Below are 12,548 nucleotides of genomic sequence, written 5' to 3'. Positions count from 1 at the left end.
GGGTGAGGGCGCTTTGCTTGCGAAGCACTGCTTCGCAAGCGCCCGAACGCACAGCCGCCAGCGGCTGGGCCGGTCTGGGGGTTCACGGCGTGTCCTGCCAGCCCACAGCGCCCCGCCCGACCAGCAGAAACCCAGAGCCGCTCTGGACGTTGACGTTGAGGTTGCCGGCCAGCGGCCGGCACTACCGCAGGTGCAGGGCGGCAGCCCTGCAAAGAAAAAGGCCGCCTTTCGGCGGCCTTCTCACTCATTACTTCAGCTTGATCTCGCGCAGCCGTTCCTCGAGGAAGCCGTGGGCGGTGATCGGCTCCGGGTACCGGCTCGGGTTCTCCGGGGTGATGCACGAGGGCAGCACGTCGATCAGGAAGTCCGGGTTCGGGTGCAGGAAGAACGGCACCGAGTAGCGCGGCTGGCGGGCCAGCTCGCCCGGGGGATTGACCACGCGATGGATCGTCGACGGGTACACATGGTTGGTCAGGCGCTGCAGCATGTCGCCGATGTTGACCACGATGGTGTCCGCGTCAGACGTGAACGGCACCCACTCGCCCTCGTGCGACTGCACTTCCAGGCCCGCGGCGCTGGCGCCGACCAGCAGGGTGATGAAGTTGATGTCGCCATGCGCACCGGCACGCACGTTCGGGATGTCGTCGGTGGTGATCGGCGGGTAATGGATCGGACGCAGGATCGAGTTGCCGAAGTTGGTCTTGTCGGCGAAGAAGTCTTCCGGCAGGCCGATGTGCAGGGCCAGCGCCGACAGCACGCGCGAGCCCAGGTTGTCCAGCGCCTGGTACAGGCCGTAGCCACGCTCACGGAAGCCCTCGACCTCGGTCGGCCACAGGTTCGGCGCCATCACGTCACGGTACTTGGAGTCATCGGCGATTTCACGGCCGATGTGCCAGAACTCCTTCAGGTCGAAGTGCTTGGAGCCCTTGGCGGTTTCCACACCGAACGGGGTGTAGCCGCGGGCGCCGCCGCTGCCGGCCACGTGGTACTTGCGCTTGACCTCGTCCGGCAGGGCGAAGAAGGCCTTGAAGGCATCGTAGGCCGCGTCGATTTCGGCCTGCGGAATGCCGTGGTTGCGGATGCCCGCGAATCCCCATTGGCGGTAGGCCGCGCCCAGCTCGGCCACGAAGGCCTCGCGGTCGCTGTCGAAACGGGTGATGTCGAGGGTGGGGATCTGGCTCACAGCGATTCCTGGCTTGTCATTGGGTCTGGGGGGCCCGCGCATTCATGGCCCGCCTGAACATTGTGACAGATCGCCCGGCGGACGCTACTCGATCCTCGGAAACAAATCGATACAATGCGCGACCTGCGCACATTTAACGAATCCATCACGTTGGCAGCGCAAGCCCCGACCGCGCTTCCCGGACCCGACGCACCATGCCCAACGCCCCAGCCGCCATCGCCCTTCCCCCTGCAGGCCCAGCCCTTCGCTGGCGCCGGCTTGCGTGGTGGTCACTGTTCGTCCTGGGCAATGCGCTGCTGGCGACGATGATCACCCTCGGCAACGTGCCGCTGCACGACAACCCGGGCGGCCACCAGGGCCTGGCCTATCTCGCGATTGCCCTGCCCGGGCACCTGCTCGCTTTCGGCGCGCTGGCCGGCGCGCTGCCACTGCTGCTGGGCCTGTGGCCGCGCAGCGCGCGCACGCTGAGCATCAGCGCGGTACTGCTGCAGGGCTTGTGGCTGTGCCTGCTGCTGGTCGACGCCAAGGTGTTCACCCTGTACCGCTTCCACCTCAATGCCATGGTCGTGAACATGGTGTTCGGCGGCGCCCTGCAGGACCAGGTTGCGTTGTCGTGGAAGACCTGGGTGCAGGTCGGCCTGCTGGTGGCGGCCATTTTCACCGCCGAAGGCATCCTGGCCTGGGCGTGCTGGAAGCTGCTGCCGGCTGCGCCCCGCCGGCGCAGGGTGCTGCAGGCCTGGGCGGTGGTCGCCCTGCTGATGGCGAGCGGCCAGGTGGCCACCGCCTACTACGACGCACGCGGCGACCGTGACGTGATCGCCCAGTGGAACTACCTGCCCTGGGCCCAGCCGATCACCGCCAAGAGCTTCATGCGCAGGCTGGGCGTGGTCAGTGAGCAGCAGGTCGGCCTGCCCGATCCGCGCCATGCGCAGCTGCTGTATCCGCTGCAGCCGCTGCGCTGCCAGAGCCCACAGCGGCCCAACGTGCTGATGGTCGTGCTGGAATCGCTGCGCCACGATGCGCTTACCCCGCAGATCATGCCGAACACCTCGGCACTGGCGACGTCCGCCCGTGTCTACGACCGTCATTTCAGCACGGGCAACGCCACCCGCTATGGCCTGTTCGGCCTGCTCTACGGCCTGCCGGGCGGTTACTGGCAAAGCATGCTTGACGAGCAGCGCGGCTCACAGCTGTTCAAGGTGCTGGGCCAGCAGGGCTACGACCTGCATCTGTACGGCAGCGCGCCGATGTACAGCCCGGAATTCGACCGCACTGCATTTGCCGATGTCCGCGACCAGTTGCACCAGGGCCCGTCCGAGCTGCGTTCGGAAGGCCGTGACAGCAGCATCGTGGCCTCGCTTCAGAAGGACATCCGTGCCAGCCAGGCAGCGCACACGCCGTGGTTCGGCTTCGTCTTCCTCGATTCCACCCATGCGCCCTACCACATGCCCGCAGGCTACCCGCCGCTGGCAACCCCGATGGCGCAGGAAATCGACTTCCTCAAGTTCGGCCCGGACCACGACCCGGCCCCGGAACTGAACCGCTACCGGACCGCCGTGCATTACGCCGACAGCCTTGTCGGCACCCTGCTGGACGATCTGCGCGCGCAGGGCCTGGACCAGAACACCATCGTCCTGGTCACCGGCGACCACGCCGAGGAGTTCAACGACCTGAAGCTGAACTACTGGGGCCACAACGGCAACTTCTCCGACTACCAGCTGCAGGTGCCGTTCGTGCTGCACTGGCCCGGCCAGGGCAGCGGCCACGAAGCACGCATCAGTTCGCATGAGGACTGGGTGCCGACCCTGATGCGCCACGCCCTGGGTTGCGAGAACGCACTGAGCGACTTCAGCACCGGCCAGGATCTGCTGGCCGAACCCGCAGGCGAGCGCGCACTGGTGGTGGAAAGCTGGTCACAACGCGCCGTCCGGCACGGCAACGCCATCTACGTGTTCGACAAGTTCGGCAACGCGACGGCGCTTGACCTGCACTACCGCCCACTGCCGCAACAGGCCCCGGATGCCGGCGCCGTCCGTACCGCATGGGAAGCGCTGACCCGCTTCCGCAACCGCTGACCACAGAGGATGGATTCCATGAAACGCTCGCTGCGGATCCTGCATACCGAAGCTGCCCGGGGAATGGGTGGCCAGGAGATCTACATCTTCCGCCACATGCAGGTGATGCGTGCGCGGGGGCACCAGGTGTCGCTGCTGTGCCAGCCCGATGCCCGTCTGGCCCAGCTCGCGCGCGACGATGGCTTCACCGTGCATACCCTGCGCATGGGCGGCCTGGCACGGCTGCTGCGCGGCATCTGGTCGGTGTCACGCCTGGTGCGCCGCGAGCGCTACGACGTGGTCAACACCACCAGCCGCCGCGATGCACTGATCGCCGCGGCCGGCGCACGCCTGGGCGGCACGCCACTGGTGGTGCGCTCGCGACACCTGATGAGCCCGGTCAATTCGCTGCTGACCTATACCGGTCTTCCGCACCGGATCATCACCGTCAGCAACTTCGTCAAGCGCCTGCTGATCGACCGCGGCATTGCCGCCGAACACATCGGCATCGTGCCCCCCATGGCGACGCCTCCGCGCTGGGGCATGACCGAGCAGGGCGATCCCTGGAAGAACCTGCAGGACACCCGCGCACAGGTCCGCGCCGAACTCGGTTTCGCCGAGCACGACATCGTGGTCGGCTGCGTGGCCGTGCTGCGCGAGCCCAAGGGCCATGCCGAGCTGCTGCGCGCCATGGCGCCACTGTGCAAGGCCAATCCCGACCTGCACCTGGCCGTGGTCGGTGACGGCGAGCCGGTGATGGGCCGCCTGCAGGCCCTGCGCAGCGAACTCGGCCTGGAGCAGCAGGTCCACCTGCTCGGCTTCCGCAGCGATGCCCACCGGCTGATGGCCGGTTTCGACATCTTCGCCCTGGCCACCCACAAGGAAGCCTCGGGCACCGTGTTCCTCGAGGCTGCGCAGGCGGCACTGCCGATCGTCTCGCATCACGTTGGCGGCGTGCCTGAAATGCTGGTGGAAGGCAGCAATGCCATCCTCACCCGGCTGGGTGATGACGCAGCACTCACTGGCGCATTGCGGCTGCTGGTCGATGATCAGGAACGTCGACGGCAGATGGGCCGCGCCGGTTGGGACTGGGTCCGCAGCGCAAGGCAGTTCAGCGCAGCCGGCCACGGAGAGGCCACCGAAAACTACTACCTCCAATGGTTGAAGGAGCTGGGTCATGGCTAACGCCAGAACCGTACCGGTGCTGATGCACCACCATGTCAGCAACTCGCCGGGCATGATCACCGTATCCCCGGAGAACTTCGAGAGCCAGATCGCCTGGCTCGCACGTACCGGCTGGACCTCACTGACGCTGGACCAGTACGCCGGCTTTCTGGCCGGCAAGCCGGTGCCGCGCAAATCGATCGTGATCACGTTCGACGACGGCTACCTGGACAACTGGGTCTATGCCCATCCGATCCTGCAGAAGTACGGCATGCACGCGGTGGTGTTCGTGGTCACCGGCTGGATGCATGAAGGCCCGATCCGCCCGCATGCAGGCATCGAAGGCGCCGAGCTGCCGGCCACGCCGGAACATCGTGCCTGCGAAGACCTGATCTACAAGCAGGGCCGCAGCGACGAAGTAATGATGCGCTGGAGCGAAGCGCGTGCGGCAATCGAAGCCGGCACGTTCGAGGTCCACTGCCATACCCACAGCCACACCCGTTGGCTCAAGCGCGATGACCTGGACCGTGCACAGCGCCGCGAAGGCATCAGCGGCGACCTGGCCATGGCGAAGCAGACACTGCTGGAGAAGCTCGGCGAAGTCTCCGATACGCTGTGCTGGCCCTATGGTGACTTCGACGATGACTACATCGAAGTGGCACGCGAACAGGGCTTCCGCTACCTGCACACCACCCACCCCTTCGGCCGCAACGTGATTGGCGGCGATCCGCAGCGCATCTATCGCTTCGCGATCCGCAACCGTCCGGCCAGCTGGCTGCGCAAGCGCATCGCATGGAGCTACAACCCGTTGATCGCGCCGATCTTCAACGGCTTCAAGGCGCGGCAGAAGAAGATGGTACCCGGCCCGTAGGAGGCCACGTTCATCCTCATCAAGGCAGCGCCCGGTTTTCGAATGGACTCCAAGGAACAGTGAAGGCAATGAACGTACTGGTGACCGGCGGTGCCGGCTACATCGGCTCGCATGCATGCGTGGAGCTGCAGCAGCGGGGGCACGGCGTGGTCATCGTGGACTCGCTGTGCAACAGCGACGCCAGCGTGGTCGAGCGCATCGGGCGGATCACCGGCAAAGCGCCGGTGTTCGTGCAGGCTGACATCCGGGACCGGCCGCGCATGGCCGCCTTGATGCAGGAGCACGCGATCGATGCCGTGCTGCACTTCGCCGCGCTCAAGTCCGTGGGCGAATCCCAGCAGATTCCACTGCAGTACTTCGACAGCAACATCAGCGGTTCGATTGCCCTGCTCGGTGCCATGCAGGATGCAGGCGTGCGGCTGCTGGTCTTCAGCTCTTCGGCAACGGTGTACGGCAACCAGGACCACTGCCCGGTGGCCGAGACCGCTTCAACCTGTGCGATGACGCCCTATGGGCGCACCAAGCTGGTGGTCGAGCAGCTGCTCGCCGACCTGGCGGCAACGGGCCAGGACCTGCATATCGCGACGCTGCGCTACTTCAACCCGGTCGGCGCCCACGCCAGCGCGCTGATCGGCGAGCTGCCGCATGGCACGCCGAGCAACCTGATGCCGTACATCGCGCAGGTTGCCGCCGGACTGCTGCCGGAAGTGCAGGTCTTCGGGGATGACTATCCGACCCATGACGGTACCGGCGTGCGCGACTACATCCATGTGCAGGACGTCGCCAGCGCCCACGTGCTGGCCCTGCAGTTCCTTCGCGACCAGCGGCGCAGCATCACCCTCAACCTTGGCACCGGCCAGGGCCACAGCGTGCTGGAACTGATCCAGGCCTTCGAGCTCAGCACCGGCATACGGATTCCGTTCCGCATCGTGCCGCGGCGCAATGGCGACATCGCGGTCAGCTTCGCCGATGCCTCGCTGGCGCTGCGCGAGCTGGGCTGGAAGGCGCGTCACGATCTCACCGACATGTGCCGGGACACCTGGAAGTGGCAGCGGGCCATGTCACAGGCCGCGCAGGTTGCAATGCCAACGCACCTGCCCGCGCGCTGATGCGGGCAGGCACCAGTGGTCAGAAGAAACGCCCGTACACGACCTGCACGATCTCACCATTGCCGGTGTCGATCAGCAGCGCATCCGGGCCATAGCGCACCCATTCGTAGCCCATCGGCGGCATGTCCAGGCCGAACAGCCAGAAGTCGTTGAGGATGTAGTCCCCGACCCAGTACGGGCGCGGCAGGAACTGGCCGTAGTGCCAGCGCTGGTACGCATATCCAACGGGCGGATGATACGGGCCGATGCGGAAGGCATGGTCGGCGCGGAAGTTGTGCCGGTACTCATCGCGGAACGCCGGCCGCGCATTGCCCAGTTCGCGTGGGCGCTCCATCCGCGGGTAGCCCCAGGGCGCCCGCATCGGTTCTTCGCGTGGGGCGGACATATGCGGCCCTCCTTCGGGGCGGCGCTCGGCACTTGCGATGGAGACACCACCCAGCAACGGCATCACCAGCAGCGCCCCTGCCAGCAGGCAGCGGCTGTAGCGCAGTGAGGTGTTCATGGTCAGGATCCTTGCAACGAAAGAAGAAGGATGGAGCGCGATCCGCTCCGACCGGTTCCCTGCCTGCGCAAGTCCTGCGTGATTGCAAGGGAGCCTGGCACCGGGAATACGCTGCGCGTCGTTCATGACGCGTCACAAAGTGCCCAGCCGCAGCTGAACATGGTCACCGGTCGCGCATCGTTCAGCCACTGCCGCCGGAAAGCAACATGGCCGCAAACGCGGCCATGTTGGTGTTCCAGCTTGTACCGCAACCGCGACTCAGGCAGCGGCTTCACGCACCGCAGCGGACAGGCGATCCAGCGTTTCCTGCATCAGCGTGGCGTCATCGGCTTCCACGGTAACCCGCACCACCGGCTCGGTACCGGACGGACGCAGGAACGCGCGACCGCGACCGGCCACCGACTGCTGCGCGGCCGCCAGCGCGGCCTGCACGCTGTCGGCCTGCACCGTGGCCTTGGCCGAGACATTGCCCAGCCGCACGTTGACCGTCTTCTGCGGCACCCGCTCCAGGCCCTTCAGCGCCTGGCGCAGGGTCTGGCCGCTGTTGCGCAGTGCCACCAGTACCTGCAGGGCACTGACAATACCGTCGCCGGTGGTGGCCCGGTCCAGGCACAGCAGGTGGCCCGAGGCCTCGCCGCCAAGAACGCCTCCGCCTTCGACCAGCGCCTGGTGCACGTAACGATCACCGACGTTGCTGCGCACGAATGGTATCTGCAGGTCGGCGAACGCCTTCTCCACGCCGTAATTGCTCATCAGCGTACCGACCACCGGGCCGCGCAGGCGGCCTTCGGCCTTCCATGCACGGGCCAGGATGTACAGCAGGTCATCGCCGTCGACCGGATTGCCCTGGTCGTCGGCCATCAGCACGCGATCGCCATCACCGTCGAACGCGATGCCGAGATCGGCACGGGTCTCGCGGACCTTGGCCGCCAGGTTGTCGATATGGGTGGAACCCACGCCGGCGTTGATGTTCACGCCATTGGGCTCGGCACCGATGCCGATCACCTCGGCACCCAGTTCGCGGAACAGCAGTGGCGCGATCTGGTAGGTGGCACCGTGCGCGCAATCCAGCACCAGGCGCAGGCCACGCAGGTCGAATGTGCGCGGCACGCTGGCCTTGCAGAACTCGATGTAGCGGCCGACCGCTTCGCGCGCCCGCGATGCCTTGCCCAGCTTTTCCGATTCGGCCGTGGTGAACGGAACATCCAGTGCCGCTTCCAGGGCCAGCTCGGTGGCATCGTCGAGCTTCTCGCCCTGGGCGGAGAAGAACTTGATGCCGTTGTCGTAGTGCGGGTTGTGCGAGGCACTGATGACGATGCCGGCGTCCACGCCCAGCGTGCGGGTCAGGAACGCGACCGCCGGGGTCGGCATCGGCCCCAGCAGCTGCACATCGGCACCGGCAGCAACCAGCCCGGCCTCCAGCGCCGCTTCGAACATGTAACCGGAAATGCGGGTGTCCTTGCCGATCACCACGATCGGCCGGCGCCCGTCCTGGCCACGCTGGGCCACCAGGACACGGCCCAGGGCATTGCCCAGGCGCAGCACGAAGTCGGCCGAGATCACGCCCTGGCCGACCCGTCCGCGGATGCCGTCAGTACCGAAGTACTTGCGGCCTCCCATCAAGCCACCTCCGGCGCCGGCTGGCGACCCAGCATCGCCAGCAGATCGGACAGGCGGTCGCGCATCTCGCGGCGATCACAGATCTGGTCGATGGCACCGTGCTCCAGCAGGAACTCCGAACGCTGGAAGCCTTCCGGCAGCTTCTCGCGCACGGTCTGTTCGATCACGCGCGGGCCGGCAAAGCCGATCAGCGCCTGCGGTTCGGCGATGTTGATGTCGCCCAGCATCGCAAAGGAGGCCGACACGCCACCGGTGGTCGGGTGGGTCAGCACCGAGATGTACGGCAGGCCAGCTTCGCGCAGCTTGCCCAGCGCGGCCGAGGTCTTGGCCATCTGCATCAGCGAGAACAGGCCTTCCTGCATGCGCGCGCCGCCGCTCTGCGAGAAGCACACGTAAGGCGCACCGATCTCCACTGCGGTTTCAGCAGCCAGCGCGAAACGTTCACCCACCACCGAGCCCATCGAACCGCCCATGAAGGCGAAATCGAACGACGAGGCGACCAGCGCACGGCCCTTGAGCAGGCCGCGCATGGCGATCAGCGCGTCGTACTCGCCGGTGTTCTTCTGCGCGATCTTGATGCGCTCGCTGTACTTCTTCTGGTCCTTGAACTTGAGCAGGTCGGTCGGACCCAGGCGCGCACCGATCTCGGTGGTGCTGTCGGCGTCGAACAGGGCGGCCAGGCGCGCGCGCGCGCGGATCGCCATGTGATGGCCGCACTTCGGGCAGACCTCCAGGTTCTCTTCCAGTTCCGGACGGTACAACGCGCTGCCGCAGTTGCTGCACTTTTCCCACAGGCCCTCGGGGACACTGCGCTTCTTGCTGGGGGTGTTGTCGGTGCGGATGCCGGACGGCATCAACTTGCTGAGCCAACTCATGCGGGAGGACACTTCCGTTCAGGGCGGCCCGGGGGCCGCAAAGGCGGACAGTCTAGCTCCGCTTTCCCTGCCCGTGCACCCCCTTGCCGGGCATGGGGGTGCCGGAAAAAACCATGCTGGGACGTACGTTTAGCGCGGCAACGCCGCGCGGGTAGCGCCGGGCCGCTGGCCGGCAACCCTTACGTGCAGACCCATGGGTAGTGCCGGCCGCTGGCCGGCAGCCCTTACGTGCAGACCCATGGGTAGTGCCGGCCGCTGGCCGGCAACCCCTTACGTACAGACCCATGGGTAGTGCCGGCCGCTGGCCGGCAACCCTTACGTGCAGACCCATGGGTAGTGCCGGCCGCWGGCCGGCAGCCCWTGCACGCGAGTGGTSAGGTAGATGCCGGCCAGCGGCCGGCCGTCCTGTTACGCGTCCAGCGCCTGCCGCAGCGGGGCCAGGAAGGCTCGAGCGCGCTGGGCTGCGTCTTCAGTCGAATCCGCTTCAGCCAGCGCCGCCACCAGCGCGCTGCCCACCACCACGCCGTCGGCCTGGCGGGCCATGGCCGCGGCACTGTCGGCATCCTTGATGCCGAAGCCGGCCACCACCGGCACCGACGCGCGCGCGCGCAGCGCCTGCAGACGGGCGCTGGCGGCATCGCTGTCCAGGCGCTCGGAGGCGCCGGTGACACCGGCAAAGCTGACGTAATAAAGATAGCCACGGGCCAGCGCCAGCAGCTTGTCGGCACGCACCTCGCTGGTGGTCGGCGAAGCCAGCAGCACCAGCGCCAGGCCGGCGGCATCGAAGGCCTGCTGCGCTTCACCGGCTTCTTCCGGCGGCAGGTCGACCAGCAGCACACCATCCACGCCAGCCTCCACGGCCGCCTTGGCGAAGGCCGCGTAGCCATGGATCTCCACCGGGTTCAGGTAGCCCATCAGTACCACCGGCGTCTGCGCGTCACGCTCGCGGAACTGCGCCACGGCCTGCAGCACGTAACGGCTGCCGGCCCCCCGTGCCAGCGCGCGCTCGGAGCTGCGCTGGATGGTCGGGCCATCAGCCATGGGATCAGAGAACGGCACGCCCAGCTCGATCACATCGGCACCGGCCTCGACCAGCGCGTGCATGACCGGCACAGTGGCCTCCAACGAGGGATCACCGGCGGTGACGAAGGGGATAAGTGCCTTGCGCTGCTGCTCGCGCAGGCGCTGGAAACAGGCATCGAGTCGGGATACGGGCATCTCAGGCACATCCTTCAATCAGTTCAATCGCATCGCTGGTCCCCCAGTACATCTGGATGACCCGCCCTTCAAACAGTTCCACGCGGATGCCAAGGGCCGAGCCCGGGTCCTGCCAGGTGAGATACTCGCCCTGCTCGCCATCGTAGGCATGCGGGCTGGACACAGGCGGCTTCGGGAACCGGGCAACCGCCTGGGCACGGGTCATGCCGACGCGCAGGCCGAATGGGCCTGGCTGCTGGGTCGGCGCCCCGCTTTCCGGATCCAGGCCGAGGTCGAAACGGACCACCCGATCTTCATCGGTCATCATCGACACGCCGGGCGGCAGCCCCTTGCCGTCGTAGTACTCGCAACTACCGCCGATGGCTTCGACGGCCCCTTGTGCCGTCCACGGCCCGAAGGCCTTCAGATCGGTCATGTGCTGTCCGATCAATACCTCGCCGGCATGGTCCAGCGCCACCGAGGCCACCGCTGGCGCGTCATCGCTGTCCGTGTCTTCCACAGACGGCGGATCGTCGATCGGCGTACGCGCCATCGGGTCGAGGTCATCATTGGCGGCCGGCTGCTGTGCGGGCTGCGTGGTGGCCTTGGCAGCCGGCGCAAGGACCGGCGGTTCCGGCGGCTGGCACGCGGCCAGGCCCAGGGCCAGCAGCAGCACGCCGCTGTTCCGCAGCAGCGCGCTCACAGTGCCAGCCCTTCGCGCGCGGCGATGGTATGCACGTCCTTGTCGCCCCGGCCGGACAGATTGCAGAGGACGATCTGGTCGCGCGGACGCTCACGCGCCAGCTTGATCGCCTGCGCCAGCGCATGGCTGGACTCCAGCGCCGGCAGGATGCCTTCGGTGTGGGCCAGCAGATGGAAGGCCTGCAGCGCTTCCTCGTCGGTGATGCCGAGGTAGCGTGCGCGACCGGTATCGGCCAGGAACGCGTGCTCCGGGCCGACGCCCGGATAGTCCAGGCCTGCCGACACCGAATGGGTCTCGATGATCTGGCCGTCGTCATCGCACAGCACATAGGTGCGGTTGCCGTGCAGCACGCCGGGGCGACCAGCGGCGATCGACGCGGCGTGGCGGCCGGTGCTGATGCCATCACCTGCGGCTTCGGCGCCGAAGATCTCGACCTGGCGGTCGTTGAGGAAGGCATGGAACAGGCCGATGGCATTGCTGCCGCCGCCGACGCAGGCGGTGATCGCATCCGGCAGGCGGCCGTACTCGGCCAGCATCTGCTCGCGCGCCTCGCGGCCGACGATGGCATTGAAGTCACGGACCATGCGCGGATACGGATCCGGGCCGGCCACGGTGCCGATGATGTAGAAGGTGTCCTGCACATTGGTCACCCAGTCGCGCATGGCTTCGTTGAGCGCGTCCTTCAGGGTGGCCGAGCCGGAGGTGACCGGCACCACCGTCGCGCCCAGCAGCTTCATGCGGTAGACGTTGATCTTCTGCCGCTCGATGTCGGTGGCGCCCATGTACACCACGCATTCCAGGCCCAGCCGCGCGGCAACGGTGGCGCTGGCCACGCCATGCTGGCCGGCGCCGGTCTCGGCGATGATGCGCTTCTTGCCCATCCGCGCGGCCAGCAACGCCTGGCCGATGGTGTTGTTGATCTTGTGCGCGCCGGTGTGGTTCAGGTCTTCGCGCTTGAGCAGGATCTGCGCGCCGCCGACGTGATCGCTCAGGCGCTGGGCATGATAGATCGGGCTCGGCCGGCCCACGTAGTGGGCCAGGTCGCGGTCGTAGGCCAGCTGGAATGCGGGATCCTGGCGCGCCTGGTCATAGGCCTGGGCCAGTTCCTGCAGCGGGCCGACCAGGGTTTCGGCAACGAAACTGCCGCCGTAGCGGCCGAAGTGGCCCTGGGCATCCGGGAAAGCGTGATAGTCGGCAATGGGGGAGGCAGACATGGATACGACCGGTGGTTCAGACAGGTGGATACTCTAGCGCACGGGTCGTGACCGGA

At 67.0% G+C, this 12,548-nt stretch carries 11 protein-coding genes; 4 read left to right on the top strand and 7 right to left on the bottom strand.

Annotation, left to right across the window (positions count from 1 at the left end):
• Positions 1-247: 247 nt before the first annotated feature.
• On the bottom strand, positions 248-1,225 hold the full coding sequence (locus tag D7T59_RS12995; RefSeq protein ID WP_180852607.1) for an isopenicillin N synthase family dioxygenase: 978 nt from the start codon (positions 1,223-1,225) through the stop codon (positions 248-250).
• A gap of 152 nt (positions 1,226-1,377) precedes the next feature.
• On the opposite strand from D7T59_RS12995, the gene D7T59_RS12990 reads away from it, so the two are divergent.
• From D7T59_RS12990 to galE, 4 genes are all read left to right on the top strand, one after another.
• Positions 1,378-3,258: a DUF3413 domain-containing protein gene (locus tag D7T59_RS12990; RefSeq protein WP_164137258.1), complete on the top strand. Its 1,881-nt coding sequence runs from the start codon at positions 1,378-1,380 to the stop codon at positions 3,256-3,258.
• An 18-nt stretch (positions 3,259-3,276) separates the two neighbouring features.
• On the top strand, positions 3,277-4,422 hold the full coding sequence (locus D7T59_RS12985) for a glycosyltransferase family 4 protein (RefSeq protein ID WP_164137257.1): 1,146 nt from the start codon (positions 3,277-3,279) through the stop codon (positions 4,420-4,422).
• Positions 4,415-5,272, top strand: a complete 858-nt coding sequence (locus D7T59_RS12980; RefSeq protein WP_180852606.1) for a polysaccharide deacetylase family protein — start codon at positions 4,415-4,417, stop codon at positions 5,270-5,272. The genes D7T59_RS12985 and D7T59_RS12980 overlap by 8 nt, the downstream gene beginning before the upstream one ends.
• Before the next feature lie 68 nt (positions 5,273-5,340).
• Positions 5,341-6,381: a UDP-glucose 4-epimerase GalE gene (gene galE / locus D7T59_RS12975; RefSeq protein ID WP_180852605.1), complete on the top strand. Its 1,041-nt coding sequence runs from the start codon at positions 5,341-5,343 to the stop codon at positions 6,379-6,381.
• 19 nt (positions 6,382-6,400) lie between these two features.
• Here the strand turns inward: galE and D7T59_RS12970 are convergent, their stop codons facing one another.
• The 6 genes from D7T59_RS12970 to trpB all read right to left on the bottom strand — a co-directional run bounded on the left by D7T59_RS12970 (position 6,401) and on the right by trpB (position 12,492).
• The gene (locus D7T59_RS12970; protein ID WP_180852604.1) at positions 6,401-6,883 is read right to left on the bottom strand and encodes an RcnB family protein; all 483 of its coding nucleotides are present in this window, start codon (positions 6,881-6,883) and stop codon (positions 6,401-6,403) included.
• A gap of 258 nt (positions 6,884-7,141) precedes the next feature.
• On the bottom strand, positions 7,142-8,503 hold the full coding sequence (gene glmM, locus D7T59_RS12965; RefSeq protein ID WP_164137253.1) for a phosphoglucosamine mutase: 1,362 nt from the start codon (positions 8,501-8,503) through the stop codon (positions 7,142-7,144).
• The gene (accD, locus tag D7T59_RS12960) at positions 8,503-9,378 is read right to left on the bottom strand and encodes an acetyl-CoA carboxylase, carboxyltransferase subunit beta (RefSeq protein ID WP_005410473.1); all 876 of its coding nucleotides are present in this window, start codon (positions 9,376-9,378) and stop codon (positions 8,503-8,505) included. The genes glmM and accD overlap by 1 nt, the downstream gene beginning before the upstream one ends.
• Positions 9,379-9,786: 408 nt before the next feature.
• Positions 9,787-10,596: a tryptophan synthase subunit alpha gene (gene trpA, locus D7T59_RS12955; RefSeq protein WP_180852603.1), complete on the bottom strand. Its 810-nt coding sequence runs from the start codon at positions 10,594-10,596 to the stop codon at positions 9,787-9,789.
• Position 10,597: 1 nt separating this feature from the next.
• Positions 10,598-11,278 carry a hypothetical protein gene (locus D7T59_RS12950; RefSeq protein ID WP_180852602.1) on the bottom strand — a complete coding sequence of 227 codons (681 nt, stop codon included), beginning with the start codon at positions 11,276-11,278 and terminating at the stop codon, positions 10,598-10,600.
• Positions 11,275-12,492 (bottom strand): tryptophan synthase subunit beta, encoded by a 1,218-nt coding sequence (gene trpB / locus D7T59_RS12945; protein WP_164137250.1) that lies wholly within the window; start codon positions 12,490-12,492, stop codon positions 11,275-11,277. The genes D7T59_RS12950 and trpB overlap by 4 nt, the downstream gene beginning before the upstream one ends.
• Positions 12,493-12,548: the final 56 nt, after the last annotated feature.

The sequence above is a fragment of the Stenotrophomonas maltophilia genome (assembly GCF_013464915.1).
Lineage (GTDB): Bacteria > Pseudomonadota > Gammaproteobacteria > Xanthomonadales > Xanthomonadaceae > Stenotrophomonas > Stenotrophomonas maltophilia_AT.
Note: the sequence above shows the minus strand (reverse complement) of the source record. Positions and strands in the feature narration are given on the sequence as shown.